Origin of the sequence: Kitasatospora sp. NPDC096140 (genome assembly GCF_040303045.1) — a bacterium.
Classification (GTDB): domain Bacteria; phylum Actinomycetota; class Actinomycetes; order Streptomycetales; family Streptomycetaceae; genus Kitasatospora.
Genome location: NZ_JBEOUW010000037.1, coordinates 80,225 through 96,967 on the forward strand (window position 1 = coordinate 80,225; position 16,743 = coordinate 96,967).

The following is a 16,743-nucleotide window of genomic DNA, read 5'->3' on the forward strand; positions in this document are numbered from 1 at the left end:
GCCCGCCATGCCGTACCTGAACATCACCGAGGTCGAGTCCGCCGTGACCAGCCTGGCCACCGCCTACCCCGGCCTCGCCGAGCTCATCACCCTGCCCGAGCCCTCGTTCGAGGGCCGCACCGCGCACGCCCTGCAGATCGGCGCACCCGCGCCCATCCCCAAGAAGTGCGTGATGTTGATCGGCGGCGTGCACGCCCGCGAATGGGGCAGCTGCGAGGTCCTCGTCCACTTCGCCGCCGACCTGCTGGAGGCCTACCGGAACGGCACCGGCCTCGGCTACGGCGGCTCCGTCTTCACCGCCGACCAGGTGCAGCACCTGCTCCGGCGCCTCGACCTGGTCGTCTACCCGCTGGTCAACCCCGACGGGCGGCTCTACAGCCAGACCGTGAAGTCGATGTGGCGCAAGAACCGCAACCCGGCCAACGCCGGCGGCAGCCCGAACCCCGCCTGCATCGGCGTCGACCTCAACCGCAACTACGACTTCCTGTTCGACTTCGCCACCGCCTTCGACCCGCACGCCGACCCGCAGGTCTCGGCCGACCCGTGCGACGAGATGGTCTACTGCGGGCCGACCGCGTTCTCCGAGCCGGAGACCCGCAACGTCCGCTGGCTGCTGGACCAGCACCCGCGGACCGGGTGGTTCGTCGACGTCCACAGCTACGCGCAGGACATGCTCTACAACTGGGGCGACGACGACAACCAGTCGGTCGACCCGGACATGAACTTCCGCAACCACCAGTTCGACGGCAAGCGCGGCCTGCCCGGCGACCTCGCGTACTCCGAGTACATCCCCAAGGGGGACGAGGACACCGCCCGGCTGCTCGCCGAGGCGTTCTGCCAGGGCGTCTACGGCGTCCGCGGCGTGCCGTACAAGCCGATGACCGGCTTCCACCTGTACCCGACCAGCGGCACCAGCGACGACTACGTCTACGCCCGCCACTACACCGACCCCGACCGGGGCAAGGTGCTCGGCTTCACGGTCGAGTGGGGCAACGACGCGGCCCACTCGCCCAACCCCTTCCACCCGCCGTGGGCGGAGATGGAGAGGATCGTCCTCGACGTGGACGCCGGGCTGGTGCAGTTCTGCCTGGCCGTCACCTGAACACCCGAACACCCCGGGAGCACCGGGAACACCGGGAACACCAAGCCACAGTGCCCGACAGCAGGGCGCCCGCCACGATCGGTCGTGGCGGGCGCCTTGGCGTTGGCGAGTGCGCCGAGTGCGCTCAGGCGGCCCGCTGGAAGCTCAGGAAGCCCGGTGGAAGAAGAACGGGTCGATGGACGGCGGAACGCGGGTCACGCCGTCCGTGCTGAGCAGTTGGCGGGTGGTGAAGTTGGCGTTGCGCAGGTACGTCACGCCGACCGGGAAGTTGGCCCGGTCCGGTGTGTTGTTGCCGGAGAAGATGCCGTAGAAGTCCCGGCCGATCGCGAGCATCCGGATGTAGTCGCCCAGGTACGGGATGTGCTTCGCCTTCGGGACGTCGCCCGGGGCCTGGTGCAGGACGGTGCGCTCGACGGTCCCGAAGCGGTCCGCGGACAGCTCCAGCACCGTCGACCACTGGCCGTTGGCGAGCTGCTGGTAGAGCAGTCCGACCAGACCGTCGGAGTTGATCGCCAGCGAGGGGTTCTTGGCGTCGATCAGGTCCGCGTGCGCGTCGGTCCAGGTCTGCCCCCGGTCGGCCGAGTGCCGCACGTGCAGCACGTAGTCGGTGGGGAGGCCGCCGGTCGCGTCGCACCAGGCGACCCACACGCTGTTGGAGTTCGTGGGGTCGACCGCGATCGACAGGTCGGCGCCGGTGCGCTCCTGGCCCAGCGTCGCCTCGTGCACCTTGAACTCCAGGGCCCGCCCGCTGACCACCCGCTGGCCGACGACGCCGTCGACCGAGTCCCGGAGGTCCTCGAAGGCGTTCTGGCCGAGGCCGCCCTTGTCGTCCCGGGTCACCACCACGTCGAGGGTGATGAAGAAGGCCGGAGCCGGATCCGCCGTGTCCCGGACCTCGCGGCTGTAGCTCTCGAAGGCGCCGTAGACCGTGCCGTCGGAGTGCACGGCGAGCCGGATCGGCGGCCCGTTGCTCTTGGCGCCGGGGCGCTGGTCGAGCCGGACGTCGGTGAAGCCGCCCGAGCCCGTGCCGGCGTCGGCGGAGACCGTCGCCGTCGCGGAACCGGCCCCCCGGTCGAGGACGTTGTTGCCGACGTACACGACGTCCCGGCCGCCGCCGTCCGCCCCCGCGGGCGCCGTGACCACCCAGGGCTGGTCCGGGTTCAGGTCCGTGGACACGTCCGCCAGGACCTCCATCGCCCCGGGCGAGGTGATGTCCTCCGTCCGCAGGATCTCCAGGTCGCCGGTGGTGGCGTTGAGGATGCCCGTGTAGAGCCTGCCGCCCTGCGCGGCGAAGCCGACACTGATGTCGAAGGTGCCGAAGTCGCCCTTCTCCCCGGGGACGACGGACGTCAGCACCCAGGTGTCGCCGCCGTCGGTGGAGACGAAGACCGGGGCGAACGGCCCGCCGAGCGGGTCGAGGGTGAAGGCGGTCGCGACCATCTCCCGCGGGTTCTCCGGGTTCACCGCGAGGTTGGGCTCGGCGTCCTGGTTCGTGTCACCGCTCTGTGCCCTGGGCACGATGTCGACGACCTTGATGGTGGGCATGTCGGCTCACCTCCCTTCGCGCAGCACGGCGAGCTTCTGCACCGGCTGGTAGTCGTCGGGGTGGAGCAGTCGGTACGGCGCCTGCGCCGCGAGGTCGCCCGAGGTGTCGTGCAGCAGCCAGAGGCCCAGCTGCCCGGGCGCCGGCTTGGGCACGCGGTACCAGCGGACGTCCTGGCTGCGCGGGTAGAGCACGCCGGTCCGTCCGGGGGTGACCGGGCCGGCTTCGACGCGGGAGACGTCGATCGTGGCGCGCCACCAGAGCGGGGCGTGCTCGGAGTACGCCGGCAGGCCGAGGTCCTCCAGGCCCACCACGGCGCCGATCACCACCGCGTCCGCCTCGGCGGCGTGGGCGGCGATGTCCTGGTTGCGGATCGTGCGTTGCACCGAGGAGAACGGCAGCTCGTCGGCGGTGGTGGCGGCGAGCGACACGTGCCCCTGGACGGCCTCGGCGGGCAGCCGGGCCACCTCGGCCAGGCCGAGGCCCTCACCGTAGACCAGGCCCCGGGTGAAGAGGGCCCTTGTGTCGCCGACCGCCAACGGGGCTTCTTCGGGGGCCAGTTGAACGGTGACCTCACTGCCCGCGAGTTGCCGGAAGGCCTGGGGCGCGTGCAGCACCTCGGTCACCTTGACCACGGCGGTCCGTTCGTTGCGGGCGTCGGCCGGGAAGGCCGCGAGCGAGGTGCCGCCGACCCGGGTGACCGTGCCCACGAAGCTCAGCGGAGCCCGGCGGACGAGGTCGATCAGCTGCTCGGGGGCGACCCCGGGCGATACGTCAGTCATGACGGTCCTCCTCCCCGCTCACCGCGCGGCGCGGGCCGAGGAGGGGTGCGCCCGGCGCCACTCGATCCGCGCGCCGAGCAGACAGGCGGCGGTGACGGCGGCCGCCAGCGCGACCACCAGCCACTCCGCCGCGCCGCTGCCGGCGTCCGGGTCGAGGCCGAGGAGCGTCTCGATCCACTCCGGCCACGCCAGGGTGAGCAGGAACAGCAGTCCGGACAGTCCGCCCAGGACCGTCTCCAGCCAGAAGCGGGGCCGGACCGGACTCGATTGCGGGAAGGGCATCGCTGCACCTCCCTTTCTCCGACCACCCGGGCCGCGCCGCGCCGCAGCGTGCGCGCCTCCGTGCCGCCGCGCCGTGGCGACGGCACGACCCGGCCGGGCCGGCCCGGGTCGGGGTTGCTCCCGTCGGCGCCGCCGGTCGGGGGGGGGCGTGGTCGCCGCGGGAGGTGATCTGCTTCGATCCGCAGCGTCGGGGCTGCGGTGGGAGTGCGCCGGAGGGGGCTCGCGGGGTCACCCCGCGTGCCCCCGGCGCTGTACGCCTACGAGGCACACGTACTTCGTATACGAGTCTGCGCGCACCCCCGGGGCAGGTCAAGGCGCCGGGGCGACGCCGGGCCGGTCAGATCCGGGCGCCGAGCATCCGCAGCACCAACTCGCCGTAGCGGCGGCCGAGTTCCTCCGGCGTCTCGGTCGAGCGGTCGGTGTACCAGCGGGAGACGTCGATGCCCAGCGAGGTGACCGCGCGGGCCGCCGTACGCACCTCCGAGACCTGGAAGTCGCCGGCCGTCGCCCCCTGCCCGATCAGCGCGCTGACCTCGCGCTCGATGTCCAGCCGCAGCGCGGCGACCACCGCGTAGGCGTCCTCGGGCAGCGCGTGCAGCTCGTAGTTGACCACCCGGCCGACCGTCCGGGCCCGGGCGTGCCAGGCGGTGAACTGCTCGACGAGCCGCCGCATCCGCTCCACCGGACCGCCCTCGCCGGACACCGCCTCCCGGACCAGGGCCAGCGTGGCGGCGTGCCCGGCCTGGCTGATCTCGGCCAGCAGCGCGGCCTTCGACTGGTAGTGGATGTACAGCGCGGCCGGGCTCATCCCGGCGGCGGTGGCGATGTCCCGGGTGGTGGTGGCGTGGAAGCCGCGCTCCGCGAAGGACTCGACGGCCGCCTGGAGCAGCCGGTACGCCGCTTCGGGGCGGGTGTCGGCGCCGGGCAGGGTCGGCCAGAGGTCTGCCATCGGGGTGCTGGTCATGGCGTCATCCTCCCAGAGAACGCGTACCGGAATTCGTACGGGCTTTCGCATCGGGCCCCGGCAGACGGTCCCACGGGCCGTCCCACGGGCCGTCCCACCGGCTCCTCCTGCCGGCTCCGGCCGCCGGGCCGTCCCGCCGACCGCTCGGCGGCTTCGCGGGCTGTTGACAGGTTCTCGCACCGACACCATGCTGAGCAAGCGCTTAGTCAGCGATGGTAGTCGGATCCTCGCACGAAAGGCAGGACGCTCCGTGGTGCACTCCTTCAAGGGCCGGGTGGCGGTCGTCACCGGATCGAGTCGGGGCATCGGCCTCGGCATCGCGCGCGAGCTGGTCGACCGCGGCGCCAAGGTCTGCCTCACCGCCCGCAACCCCGAGCCGCTGGCCGAGGCCGTCCAGGACCTGGGCGGACCGGAGAACGCCATCGCCGTCGCGGGCAAGGCCGACGACCCGGCACACCAGGACGAGGCGATCGCCCGCACCCTGGAGGCCTTCGGGCGCCTCGACCACCTGGTCAACAACACCGGCATCAACCCGGTCTACGGGCCGGTCCTGGAGACCGACGAGGCCGCCGCCGCCAAGATCATCGCCGTCAACGTGCTCGGCCCGCTGGCCTGGACCCGCCGCGCGCACGCCGCGTGGATGGGCGAGCACGGCGGCTCGGTCGTCAACGTCGCCTCGATCGCGGGCATCCGCGCCTCCGCCGGCATCGGCATGTACGGCGTCAGCAAGGCCGCACTGATCCGGCTCACCACCGAACTCGGCGCCGAGCTGGGCCCGCAGGGCATCCGGGTGAACGCCGTCGCGCCCGCCGTCGTCAAGACCAAGTTCGCCGAGGCCCTGTACGAGGGCCGCGAGGAGCAGGTCGCCGCCGCCTACCCGCTCGGCCGCCTCGGCGTGCCGGAGGACGTCGCGGGCGCGGTCGCCTTCCTGCTCTCCCCGGACGCCGGCTGGATCACCGGCCAGACCCTGGTGGTCGACGGCGGGGTCACGCTCGGCGGTGGGATGTGACGGCCGGGGCGCTCGCCGACCCGTCGGCCGGGGCGTTCGCCGGCCAGGGCGTCGTGGTCACCGGCGCCGGGCGGGGCATCGGGGCCGCGCTGGCCCGGGCGTTCGCGGCGGCCGGGGCCCGGGTGGTGGTCAACGACCTGGACGCCGCGGCCGCCCACGCCGTCGCGCAGGAGTGCGGCGGCACCGCCCTGCCCGGGGACGCCGCCTCCGCCGAGGGCCTGGCCGCGCTGGTCGGGGGCTCCCGGGAGGCCCTCGGCGAGATCGACCTCTGGTGCGCCAACGCGGGCGTCGCCCCGTCCGGCGGCGCCGACGCCCCGGCCTCCGCCTGGACGCTCGCCTGGGAGGTCAACGTGCTGGCGCACGTGCGCGCCGCCGAACTGCTGCTCCCCCGCTGGCTGGAGCGCGGTACGGGCCGCTTCCTCGCCACGGTCTCCGCCGCCGGGCTGCTCACCAGCCTGGGCTCCGCGCCGTACGCGGTCAGCAAGCACGGCGCGCTCGCCTTCGCCGAATGGCTCTCCGCGACCTACCGCCACCGGGGCGTCCGGGTGCACGCGCTGTGCCCGCAGGGCGTGCGCACCGACATGCTCGCCTCGACCGGCGCCCTCGGCGAGCTGATGCTCGCCCCGAACGCCCTGGAGCCCGAGGACGTCGCGGCCACGACGCTCGCCGCGCTGCGCGAGGAGCGCTTCCTGATCCTCCCGCACCCCGAGGTGGCCGAGTACTACCGCGTCCGGGCCACCGAGCCCGAGCGCTGGATCGGCGGGATGAACCGGCTGCAGCGGCAGCTCGAAGCGGGCGGCGCACTGTGAGGGCCTGGCAGGTCGGCGAACTCGGCGAGCCGGCCGCGGTGATGCGGCTCGCCGGGGACGTGCCGCAGCCGGTGCCCGGCCCGGGGCAGCTGCTCGTCCGGGTCCGCGCCGCCGCCGTCAACTTCCCGGACGCGCTGATGGTGCGCGGGCAGTACCAGGTCCGCCCGCCGCTGCCGTTCACGCCCGGGGTGGAGCTGTGCGGCGAGGTCGCGGACGGGCCGAGGCGGGGCGAGCGGCTGATCGGCAACCCGGTGCTGCCGCACGGCGCCTTCGCCGAGTACGCGCTGCTGGACGCCGCCGCCGCGTTCCCGGCGCCCGAGGCGCTGGACGACGCCGAGGCCGCCGCCCTGCACATCGGCTACCAGACCGCCTGGTTCGCGCTGCACCGCCGGGCCCGGCTGCGGGCCGGCGAGACCCTGCTGGTGCACGCCGCGGCCGGCGGCGTCGGCAGCGCGGCGGTCCAGCTCGGCCGGACCGCCGGGGCCAGGGTGATCGCGGTGGTCGGCGGCGCGGCCAAGGCGGAGACGGCCCGGGCCCTCGGCGCCGACCTGGTGGTGGACCGGACGGCCGAGGACTTCGTCGCCGCGGTCAAGGAGGCCACCGGCGGGCGCGGCGCGGACGTGGTCTTCGACCCGGTCGGCGGCGACGCCTACACCGGCTCCACCCGGTGCGTCGCCTTCGAGGGCCGGATCGTGGTCGTCGGCTTCGCCGCCGGGCGGATCCCGGCGCCGGCCCTCAACCACGCCCTGGTGAAGAACTACGCCATCCTCGGCCTGCACTGGGGCCTCTACAACACCCAAGACCCGCGCGCCGTCCGCGCCGCGCACGACGAGCTGACCAAGCTCGCCGAGCAGGGCGCGGTGCGGCCGCTGGTGAGCGCCCGGGTGCCGCTCGCCGGTGCGGCGGACGCCGTCCAGCGGGTCGCCGACGGGCTGAGCACCGGCCGGATCGCCGTCCTCGGCGACTGACCGCCACCGGTCCCGCCGCCCCGGGCCTGCCGCCACCGGTCCCGCCGCCCCCGGAAAGGCGGGTGCGGCGGGACCGTCACCGCTGCCAGGATGCCGGGATGACGACCTATTCCGCCGCTCGCGACTCGCTGGAGGGCCTGGCCCTCGGGGACGGATTCGGGGAGCGCTGGTTCCCCCTCTTCCGCTCGCCCCAGGAGGCGTTCACGCAGATCCGGGCCCGGCGCACGCCGGAGGAGGGCCCCTGGCACTGGACGGACGACACCGCGATGGCCCTGTCGGTGTACGGGGTCCTGACCGCCTTCGACGCGGTGCACCAGGAACGGCTCGCCCAGGCCTTCGCGGCCACCTACCGGGCGGACCCGGGCCGCGGCTACGGGCACGGCATGCACCTGCTGCTGCCGGAGCTCGGTGCCGACCCCACGCGGTGGCGCGCCGCCGCACGGGAGCTGTTCGACGGCCAGGGCAGCCTCGGCAACGGCGCCGCGATGCGCGTGGCCCCGCTGGGCGCCTGGTTCGCCGCGGACCTCGACGAGGCTGCGGAGCAGGCGGCGCTGTCCGCCGAGGTCACCCACGCGCACCCGGAGGGCGTGGCCGGGGCGGTGGCCGTCGCCCTGGCGGCGGCCCTCGCCGCGCGCGGCCGCTCCGGTCCCGCACCCGCCGGCGCGGAACTGCTGGCCGAGGTCGCCGGCCGCACCCCGGCCGGGGAGGTCCGGGACGGGCTGCGCCGGGCCGCCGAGCTGCCCGCCGCCACCGAGCCGTGGCGGGCCGCCGACCTGCTCGGCAACGGGCAGCGGATCCGGGCGAGCGACACCGTCCCCTTCGCCCTGTGGTCCGCCGCGCACCACGTGGACAGCCTGACCGACGCCCTGTGGACCACCGCGGAAGGCCTCGGCGACGTGGACACCACCTGCGCCATCACCGGCGGCGTGGTCGCCGCCCGCACCGGCCTCGGTGGCGTGCCGCGGACGTGGCTGGCCTGCCGGGAGCCGCTGCCCGACTGGGTCGCGGCGGCGGAGGCCGAGGCGGCGGCCGGAGCCGGGGCGGCCGCCGAAGCCGCGGCGGCGCACGAAAGCGAGGCGGCGACCGGAAGCGCCTGACACACCAAGGATTCGTACCCGGAGGGGTGACACGGGTGGCTGCAGTGGCCCCCGTGGCACCCCTAGCGGAACCCCGCCTCCCAGGTGTGGCGAACGGATGACGGTTCGTACCGCGCACGGTAAGACTGGCCGGGCCGACGCGCTCCGCACGGGTGCGGCGCTCCGTCGCGACGTTTCCCCGACGTGCCACGTTGAGAAGCGACTCCAGGAGAGTGACCCGTCATGCGAAACCCGCGTTCTCTCGCGCTCCGGGCCGGTGTGGTCCTCGGCACCGCACTGATCGCGGCCGGACTGCTGGGCGGGCCCGCCCAGGCCGCCCACGCCGTCCCCGTCGCCGACACCGCCGACACCGCCGCCTCCGCCTCCGCCTCCGCCTCCGCCTCCGCCGTGTCGGACGCCGACCAGACCGTCATCCAGGCCACCGCCGGCCTGACCCGCGGCCAGAGCTGGTCCTCGCCGGACGGCAGCACCGTGCTGTGGCAGCAGACCGACGGCCACGTGGTGCTCTACCACAACGGCGTCGCGATCTGGACGGCCGTCGGCACCTACGGCGTCGGCACCTACTTCTACGTCCAGGCCGACGGCAACCTCACCGCGTACGACGCCGCCTGGCGCCCGCTGTGGGAGAGCCGGACCGGCCGCCACCCGGGCGCCTACCTGGCCATCCAGAACGGCGGCAACCTGGTCGTGTACTACGGCAACACCCCGCTGTGGTGGTCCAACTACCGCCCCGGCAGCGGCCCGGTCGACCCCGACCCCGAGTGCACCCCGACCCCGCACCGCCTCTGCCCGTGACCGACCGCGTTCGGGGGTCCGTAGCCGAACGGCCGTTCACCGACCGGCGGCGATGACCTCCAGGGCCGGGCGGGGCTCGCGGCCGAGCAGTGCCGCGAGGTCGCCCGGCCCGCCCGGGCCACCCGGACCGCCCGGACCGCCCGGACCGGCGAGGAAGCCGTGGGCGATCGCCGAGTAGGTGCCCAGCACCATCGGTACCTGGAAGTCCCGGGCGTCCGAGGCCGCCAGCGCCGTCCGGGCGTCGGCCAGCCGACCGGGCCGGTACTCGGCGCCGAGCGCCGCGGCCACCTCGGCACCGCCCAGCGCCCGCTCCCCCACCAGCTCGTACGTCCGGCCGCGGTGCGCGCCCGGTTCGAGCGCGACCCTGACCGCCGCCTCGGCGAGGTCCGCCCTCGCCACCGCCGCCAGCTTCCCGTCACCGAGCGGCGCGGTGATCACCCCGTCGGGGCCGGGCGCCGCGATGGCGCCCAGGAGTTCGGCGTACAGCCCGTTGCGCAGCACCGTCCAGCTCAGGGTCGCCGAGGAGCGCAGCCGCCGCTCGGTCCAGCGGTGGGCGAGGGCGTAGGGCAGGTGGTCGCCGTCGCCGGAGAGGCTGGTGTAGACGACGTGCTCGACGCCCGCCCGCTCCGCCGCCTCGATCGCCGCGCCGTGCCGGGCGATCACCACGTCGTCCTCGGCGGCTCCGGCCGAGATCAGCAGCAGGGTCCGGACGCCGTCGAAGGCCTCCGCCAGGGTGTCCGGCCGGTCGAAGTCCACCAGCCGGGCGGGTGTGCCGGCCGGCACCTTCGTGGGGGTGCGCGAGCCGGCGACGACGCCCTCCCGCCCGGCGAGGTGCGCCAGAACGAGGGCACCGAGGCCTCCGTTGACACCGGTGACGAGCAGCATGGGTTCCTCCTGGGGATGATCGACCGTCGGCGACGTCTCCATCCTCGATAGCCTGGGCGTTCGGCGTAAGGAGGCACTTTCATGTCAGCAGGGCACACCGCGGTAACCACCCCCCGCCCGGTGGTCTGGTGCGAGGACGGCGTGGACTGCGGGATCCGGGACCTGCTGGACCGCCTGGGCGACAAGTGGTCGGTCCTCACCGTCGTCGAACTCGCCCAGGGCGTACGGCGGTTCCGCGAGCTGCAGCGTGCCCTGCCGGGGATCTCGCAGCGGATGCTGACCCTGACGGTACGTCGCCTGGAGCGCGACGGCCTGGTCTCGCGGACCGTCCACCCGACCGTCCCGCCGCAGGTGGAGTACGAGTTGACCCCGCTCGGCCACAGCCTGACCCACCTGGTGCGGGCGATGGCGGACTGGTCCTACGGCCACCACGACGCGATCGTCAGGTCCCGTCGGGCCTGGGACGAGGCCAACCCGGGCTCGGAGATCAGGTAGGCGAGCTCCGGCAGGGAGGCCTCGGTAGGGAGGCTCCGGCCTCCGGCCTCAGCCGGTGACCTCCACGGTGACCTCGTAGGTCCGCTGGTCGGGCGGGCATTCGCGGGCCTCGCCGCAGCTGGTGCGGGTCGCGGTGAGATGGGCCGTGCCGGGGGCGCGGGCGGTGAAGGTGGTGGTGACGGTGCCGCAGCCGCCGCCGGGGCGGCAGGAGGGGGACGGCGCGGTGGTCGGCGTGCCGGTCGGGGCGACGACGTCGGGGGCGGAGCTGGTCGCGGCGGACCAGTAGGTGCTGTGGAGCGCGAGCGTCAGCGTCGTGCCGACCGCGGCCTTCAGGGTGGCACCGCCGGCGTGTTCGTCCACCGCGAGCACCGCCGGCGTCGGGGCGGAACTGCTCGGGGCGGAACTGCTCGGGGCCGACGCGCTCGGGGCCGACGCGCCGGAGGCGGGTGTCTTCGAGGCGGTGGAGGCGCACCCGGTCAGGGCGAGCAGGGCGGCGGCGAGCGCCAGGGCGGCGGGTCTTCTCGGGTTCACGGTGGTTCCTTCTGCCGGTGTGCAAGCGGTGCCGTTTTGACGCAGCAGCCGCCGATTCGGATCCCCCCCCCCCCGATGAAATACGGCTGTGGAATACGACACCGGGGCGGGCGCTGGGCCCACCCCGGTGCGTTCGGCGCTGCGATCGTCAGGAGACGGTCACATCGTCGTAGTAGGTGTAGGTCGGGTCACCCGGGTAGTTGTCGTCGTGGTTGCTCAGGGTGAGGGTGTAGGAGTGGCCGGGGGTGACGGTCGCCGTCTTGTTGGTCCAGGTGCCGGTGGTGGTGCAGGTCTTGGCGAGGACCGTGGCGGTGGTGCCGGTGGTGTTGTCCTTCAGGGTGGCGGTGGCCCAGTCGTAGGTGATGGTGTCGTCACAGGTGTTGCTGTACCAGAAGGACAGCTTGCTGGAGCCGGTCGGCGCGGTGAAGGTCTGGGCGATCGAGGAGTCCCCGGTCGGGTTGGTGGAGCCGACCATGGCGCCGAAGCTGCCGCTGTGGGCGGCGGAGGCCGGGGCGGAGGTGGAGCCGGCGGCCGTCCAGCCGGTCAGGTTGCCGGTCTCGAAGGTGCCGTTGGTGACGGCGTTGCCGCCGCCGCCCGTGGTGGACTCGGTCCAGGAGAAGCTGGTGCTGCCGGTGGCGCCGGTGGTGTCGGTCGCGGTGACCGTGACGCTGGAGGTGCCGGCGGCGGTCGGGGTGCCGGAGATCAGGCCGGTCGAGGAGTTGATCGACAGGCCGGCCGGCAGGCCGGTGGCCGAGTAGCTCAGGGTCTGGCCGGTGGCCGAGTCGGTGGCGCTGATCTGCAGGCTCGCCGCGGTGCCGACGGTGCCGGACTGGCTGCCCGGGTTGGTGACGGTGACCGTGTTGCCGTGGGTCAGGATGGCGTGCGAGATCGCGCAGGAGTTGGTGTCGTTCGACCAGCTGGCCTGCTCGGCGTAGCTGCCGAAGGAGCCGAAGGAGATGTTGGCGGCGCCGCCGGTGCTGCCGGGCCGGATCCAGGCGCACTCGTCGGAGTTCTCCTGGCCGTTGTAGCTGCTGCCCGAGACGTGGTTGGTCCAGCCGCCGGCCGGGTTCTGGTCGGACATCATCTCGTGCCACTCGTGGCCGAGGGTCATCGTCCAGCCGTCCAGCGTGCCGGGCGAGTTGACGAAGCCGACACCGCAGTTGGAGCCCGCGTCGATGTTGTACGGCTGGTTGGAGAAGGCGATGTCGCCGTAGGGCGAGCTCGCCGCACCGCCGGTGAGGGTGGTGTCGCCGTTCCAGTCGTGCCAGGCGCAGTACCCGGTGGAGGGGTTCTGGTAGTCGTCCGGGTTGGTGCCGTGCGGCGACAGGACGATGTAGTACGCGTCCCGGTTGGCGGCGGCGGTGGTGTTGCCGAAGTGGCCGGCGGCCTTGACCGCCTCCTGGGCGAGCTGGTTGCCGGTGGCCTGGCTCGGCGAGGCGGCCGCGTTGTCGTACCAGACGCCGGACAGCACGCCGCCGCTCTGGTACGGGATGAAGTTGGCGTTGGACGGGCAACTCACGGCGCCGGTGGCGACGTTGGGGCCGTCGCACCACTGGGTGAGGTCGGCCGACCAGGTCTCGCCGTTGGTGCCGATGCCCTTGAACATCTGCTGGGTGGCACCGGCCGCACCGGCCGAGTCGCCGGTGAACTTGGCGTTGCCGTTGGCGTCGGTGCTCTGGGTGCCCCACTGGTTGCCGTAGAACACCAGGTAGACCTTGGAGTGCCCGCTCTGCACGCCGATGCCGTCGACGCCGCCGCCGTAGGACAGGGTCTGCTGACCGGTCGCCGCGGCCTGGTTGTGGGCGTCGAGCCACTTCTTGTAGTTCTCGTGCTGGGACATGCCGGGCACCGCGCCGTGCCGGTACGGGTGGCCGTTCTGCGGGCTCCAGGGGTTGAACTCGTTGGCGGTGCTGCCAGTACTTCCCTGCGAGCTGGAGATGTCCTGCGCGGAGGCCGGACCGGCGCCGGCCAGGCCGGCGACGGCGAGCGCGAGCGACGCGATGCCGGTGAGCGCCGCGTACTTCGCGCGTCCGGTCCTTGGGGAGTGACCCATGGGTGAGGGTGCCTCTCTTCTGCCGATCGTCCGGGGCCGTGAGGGAGCCCCGGGCGATCCCTTTGTGGGGAAGGGGCGGACGGCGGGTTCCGCGGGAAGTCGCGTCCGGTCGGAATTTCTCCGCACACCCGGAATTGACGCCCCGTCGGCCCCATTGCCGCCTGCTGGGCATGAAGGAAAGCAGAGCTGATGAACACAGGTCAACGGCGAAGGGTAAGGGCTGATTAAGAAACGCGTCGAAGCAGGTCAAGCGGAATCGATGAAAAGGAGTCGACGCGCGTAACCATTCACTGAATATCGCTCGAAATGCCGTCCCGAATTCAGTGAACCGCCCGGCGGCAACGACCCCCGAGGACGGGACGGCGCCGGCCGGGGAGCTCCTCGTCCAGGCGGTCGCCGTCGGAGCTTTTCTGAGGCACTGTTAGGGTTCGCGGACGTGACGGACAAGGCGACGAAGCAGTACGAGGCGATGCTGGCTCACTTCCGGCGGACCGCCGGGGAACGGGGCTTCGCCGTGGATCCGGCCCAGCGGCCCGCCGTCGAGCGGTTGTCGAGGCTGGCCGGGGAGTTGGCCCGCACCGGGCTGCTCGTTCGCCGCCCGCCGCGCCACCTCTACCTGTGGGGCCCGGTGGGCCGGGGCAAGAGCTGGCTGGTGAACACCTTCCTCGACGGCCTGGCCACTCCGCGGAAGCGGCGGCTGCACTTCCACGACTTCTTCCGCCGTTTGCACGAGGGCGTCGCCCTGCACGCCGCCGACGGGCACCGGGACCCGGCCGCCGAGCGGGTCGCGGCGGTCGACCGCGCCGTGGACGAGCTGCTCGGCGACTGCCGGGTGCTGGTCTTCGACGAGTTCCACGCCCACGACGCCGGGGACGCGATGCTGGTGGCCCGGCTCTTCCGGACGCTGCTGGACCGGCGGATCACCCTGGTCACCACGTCCAACTACCCGCCCGCCGGCCTGATGCCGAACCCGCTGTACCACCACCTGTTCGAGCCGACGATCCGGCTGATCGAGGAGCGGATGGACGTCGTGGAGATCGCGGGCCCGGTGGACTTCCGCCGGGAGCGGCAGCCCGCGGACGGCACGCCGCAACGGTTCACCCAGGGCGCGCGGTTGCGGACCGACGACGAGGAGGGCCTGCGCGTGCTCGGCCTCACTCGGCCGACCGCGAGCGAGGCGGACGAGGTCGTGGTGCACGGCCGCCCGCTGCGGGCAGCCGCGGTCCGCGACGCCGAGGTGTGGTTCGGCTTCGCCGAGTTGTGCGAGGGGCTGACCTCGGCGGCCGACCAGCTGGCGCTCACCGAACGCTTCCCCACCCTGGTGCTCACCGACGTACCGCCGCTGGCCGAGGCGACCCCGGACGGGCGGCGGCGCTTCGCCGACCTGGTGGACGTCTGCTGCGACCGGGACGTCCGGCTGGTGCTGATCGGCGCCGACCCGATCGACCAAGGGGCATCCGAGGACCTGTTCAGCGACCTGGACCGGACCGCCAGCCGACTCGCCCTGCTCGGATCGGCCTGACCCGAGCAGCGCCTTCGCTACCGCTCGTATGCCACCTCCGGGAACCGCGGCGAGGGCCCGTCCAGCAGGTGGTCGTCGTGGCCGCGCAGCCAGCGGTCGAAGAAGGAGGCGACGTACGAGCGGGTGGCGAGCTCGGCTCGGCCGGGGCGGACGTCACCGACGTCGTTGCGCAGCTGCTCCGCGCCGAGGGCGCCCTGCCGGGCGAGCTGCGGCAGCAGGGTCTGGGCGTCGGTGTACGAGCCGTGCCGCGACCCGGTGAGGGTGACGTCGGCGTGCCACCCGGTGCTGTGCTGCCACAGGGCGTTCCAGCCGGGCTGCCGGCGGTAGGGCCCGGAGTCGTCGCTCCCGGTGCCCATCAGCAGGAAGGGCCGGTCCAGGCCGTCCTCGGCGACGCTGGGCAGGAACACGCCGGTGCGGCCGTCCGGGCCGGGGAAGTGCAGCTGGCCGTCCAGGTTGATCCCGGCGGCGATCCGCGGGTCGTCGTGCATGGTCTGGAGCGCGGTGAAGCCGCCGGCCGAATGGCCGACCATGCCGATCCGGTCGAGGTCGAGCGCCCCGGCCAGCCCGCTCGGCAGGTCCTTGCGGCCACCGAGGCAGGTCAGTTCGTCCAGGACGAAGCGGGTGTCGGCCACCCGGGCGGCCAGGGACTTCCGCAGCACGGCGCCGATGTCCAGATCCGGCTGCCCGAGCATGCCGGGGAACACCGAGGTGGCCAACTCGTCTCCGGGGAAGGCGACTTCCGAGGCCTCGTAGGTGTGGTCGACGGTGACGACGACGTAGCCGCGGGAGGCGAGGTCCTCGACGAGGGCCGTCCCCCAGGTGCGCGGGTCGCCGAGGCCGGGCGAGTACAGCACCACCGGGCGCCGGCCGGGCAGCGCCGGCGCGTCCTTGCGGGCGTGGGTGCGGATGCCGGACCAGTCGGTGCTGCCGGGCGTGGTGCCGTAGTTGATCAGTCCGACGCCGTCGGCGCCGCCGAAGTGCTCCCCGGCGGCGGGCTCCATGTACGGGGCCCGGTCGGCGGGGTCGGCCGGGCGGGAGGTCGGATACCAGAGGCTGATCATCAGCTCGCGCCGCTGCCCGGGCTTCCACGGGTCCTCGCGGCCGGCGTCGGTCAGGTGCACGGCGGTCGTCCCGATCGGGTACGGCCCGGTGGGCTCCGGCAGCCACGCCCGCGCCCGCTGCCCGGCGTCCCCGCCCTCCGCACCCGCCGCCACCGCCACGGGGCCGCCCACCGTGCCCAGCACCGCCGTCGCCGCCAGCAGGACCGCCGCCAAGGCCCGTCCCCCACTGCCCATGATCCGTCCCTCCGTGCCCTCGATCGATCGAACACGCAGGACACTACGGGCGGGAACGGTCCGCAGCCGTCATACCAGGGAGCCAACCGGCCCCTGAATACCCGGGTATGACACCCTTAAGGGCCAATGAGCTCTTTCAGCGTTGAAGCTCCAGGGTGAGGACGGCTTTGGCTGCTGACGTAAGCCAGTTCGGGCTGCACCGGGCGTGGCGGAAGATCCGCCATCGCTTGAGTGTCGCCACGCCTCGTTCGACCGGGTACCGGAACCGGGCGTGGGCCCGGTTGAGCGATCTCTGACCGGCCGTGAGCTCCTTGCCGGGCTTTCGCCTGGCCGGTACGGCGAACGTCCCGCCTGCGCCGGTGTAGGCGAGGTCGGCCAGGGCGGGAATGCGGAGCCGGACGCAGGTCGTCACGATGCGGTGGGTCCGGGCGGCGGTCAGGTCATGAGTGCGGCCCGGCAGCGCCCGCGAGACCCACACGAGTCTGCCGTCGGGACCGGTGATGACCTGGTGGTTCACGCCGTGGCGACGGTGCTTTCCCGAGTAGTCAGCGCGGCCGTCGCCGACGCGGTCGCACTCGGCGAGAGTGCCGTCGACCAGGACGTACTCGGCA

At 73.6% G+C, this 16,743-nt stretch carries 17 protein-coding genes; 8 read left to right on the forward strand and 9 right to left on the reverse strand.

Annotated features, from left to right (window positions below; genetic code table 11):
• The first annotated feature begins 7 nt into the window (after window positions 1-7).
• Window positions 8-1,102: a M14 family metallopeptidase gene (locus ABT048_RS31055; protein ID WP_350524877.1), complete on the forward strand. Its 1,095-nt coding sequence runs from the start codon at window positions 8-10 to the stop codon at window positions 1,100-1,102.
• Between the two features lie 144 nt (window positions 1,103-1,246).
• Here ABT048_RS31055 and ABT048_RS31060 read toward each other — a convergent pair whose 3' ends face one another.
• The 4 genes from ABT048_RS31060 to ABT048_RS31075 form a co-directional block, all read right to left on the reverse strand.
• Window positions 1,247-2,647 (reverse strand): hypothetical protein, encoded by a 1,401-nt coding sequence (locus ABT048_RS31060; RefSeq protein WP_350524878.1) that lies wholly within the window; start codon window positions 2,645-2,647, stop codon window positions 1,247-1,249.
• Between the two features lie 6 nt (window positions 2,648-2,653).
• The gene (locus ABT048_RS31065) at window positions 2,654-3,427 is read right to left on the reverse strand and encodes a hypothetical protein (protein WP_350524879.1); all 774 of its coding nucleotides are present in this window, start codon (window positions 3,425-3,427) and stop codon (window positions 2,654-2,656) included.
• Window positions 3,428-3,445: 18 nt separating this feature from the next.
• Entirely contained in the window at window positions 3,446-3,709 is a 264-nt protein-coding gene (locus tag ABT048_RS31070; protein WP_350524880.1) for an ABC transporter permease, read from the reverse strand.
• A 337-nt stretch (window positions 3,710-4,046) separates the two neighbouring features.
• The gene (locus ABT048_RS31075; RefSeq protein WP_350524881.1) at window positions 4,047-4,673 is read right to left on the reverse strand and encodes a TetR/AcrR family transcriptional regulator; all 627 of its coding nucleotides are present in this window, start codon (window positions 4,671-4,673) and stop codon (window positions 4,047-4,049) included.
• Between the two features lie 250 nt (window positions 4,674-4,923).
• Here ABT048_RS31075 and ABT048_RS31080 point away from each other — a divergent pair, with 250 nt between their 5' ends.
• The 5 genes from ABT048_RS31080 to ABT048_RS31100 all read left to right on the forward strand — a co-directional run bounded on the left by ABT048_RS31080 (window position 4,924) and on the right by ABT048_RS31100 (window position 9,351).
• Window positions 4,924-5,682, forward strand: a complete 759-nt coding sequence (locus ABT048_RS31080) for an SDR family oxidoreductase (RefSeq protein ID WP_350524882.1) — start codon at window positions 4,924-4,926, stop codon at window positions 5,680-5,682.
• Window positions 5,679-6,491, forward strand: coding sequence for an SDR family oxidoreductase (locus tag ABT048_RS31085; protein WP_350524883.1), 813 nt, complete (start codon window positions 5,679-5,681; stop codon window positions 6,489-6,491). Before ABT048_RS31080 ends, ABT048_RS31085 begins: the two co-directional genes overlap by 4 nt.
• Window positions 6,488-7,459 carry an NADPH:quinone oxidoreductase family protein gene (locus tag ABT048_RS31090; protein ID WP_350524884.1) on the forward strand — a complete coding sequence of 324 codons (972 nt, stop codon included), beginning with the start codon at window positions 6,488-6,490 and terminating at the stop codon, window positions 7,457-7,459. Before ABT048_RS31085 ends, ABT048_RS31090 begins: the two co-directional genes overlap by 4 nt.
• Window positions 7,460-7,557: 98 nt before the next feature.
• A complete protein-coding gene (locus tag ABT048_RS31095; protein WP_350524885.1) occupies window positions 7,558-8,556 on the forward strand; it encodes an ADP-ribosylglycohydrolase family protein in 999 nt (332 codons plus the stop codon).
• A gap of 222 nt (window positions 8,557-8,778) precedes the next feature.
• On the forward strand, window positions 8,779-9,351 hold the full coding sequence (locus ABT048_RS31100) for a hypothetical protein (RefSeq protein ID WP_350524886.1): 573 nt from the start codon (window positions 8,779-8,781) through the stop codon (window positions 9,349-9,351).
• 36 nt (window positions 9,352-9,387) lie between these two features.
• On the opposite strand, the gene ABT048_RS31105 is transcribed toward ABT048_RS31100, so the two are convergent.
• On the reverse strand, window positions 9,388-10,236 hold the full coding sequence (locus ABT048_RS31105; RefSeq protein WP_350524887.1) for an NAD(P)H-binding protein: 849 nt from the start codon (window positions 10,234-10,236) through the stop codon (window positions 9,388-9,390).
• 81 nt (window positions 10,237-10,317) lie between these two features.
• Between ABT048_RS31105 and ABT048_RS31110 the strand changes: the two genes are divergently transcribed.
• The gene (locus ABT048_RS31110; RefSeq protein WP_350524888.1) at window positions 10,318-10,731 is read left to right on the forward strand and encodes a winged helix-turn-helix transcriptional regulator; all 414 of its coding nucleotides are present in this window, start codon (window positions 10,318-10,320) and stop codon (window positions 10,729-10,731) included.
• Window positions 10,732-10,779: 48 nt separating this feature from the next.
• Here the strand turns inward: ABT048_RS31110 and ABT048_RS31115 are convergent, their stop codons facing one another.
• On the reverse strand, window positions 10,780-11,262 hold the full coding sequence (locus ABT048_RS31115) for a hypothetical protein (RefSeq protein WP_350524889.1): 483 nt from the start codon (window positions 11,260-11,262) through the stop codon (window positions 10,780-10,782).
• 148 nt (window positions 11,263-11,410) lie between these two features.
• Window positions 11,411-13,315 carry an Ig domain-containing protein gene (locus tag ABT048_RS31120; RefSeq protein ID WP_350524890.1) on the reverse strand — a complete coding sequence of 635 codons (1,905 nt, stop codon included), beginning with the start codon at window positions 13,313-13,315 and terminating at the stop codon, window positions 11,411-11,413.
• Between the two features lie 436 nt (window positions 13,316-13,751).
• Here ABT048_RS31120 and zapE point away from each other — a divergent pair, with 436 nt between their 5' ends.
• Window positions 13,752-14,837, forward strand: coding sequence for a cell division protein ZapE (gene zapE, locus ABT048_RS31125; protein WP_350524891.1), 1,086 nt, complete (start codon window positions 13,752-13,754; stop codon window positions 14,835-14,837).
• Between the two features lie 17 nt (window positions 14,838-14,854).
• On the opposite strand, the gene ABT048_RS31130 is transcribed toward zapE, so the two are convergent.
• Both ABT048_RS31130 and ABT048_RS31135 read right to left on the reverse strand, forming a co-directional pair.
• Window positions 14,855-16,132 (reverse strand): alpha/beta hydrolase family protein, encoded by a 1,278-nt coding sequence (locus ABT048_RS31130; protein ID WP_350524892.1) that lies wholly within the window; start codon window positions 16,130-16,132, stop codon window positions 14,855-14,857.
• Window positions 16,133-16,268: 136 nt separating this feature from the next.
• On the reverse strand, window positions 16,269-16,743 hold a 475-nt coding region (locus ABT048_RS31135), incomplete at its 5' end, for a transposase family protein (RefSeq protein WP_350524893.1).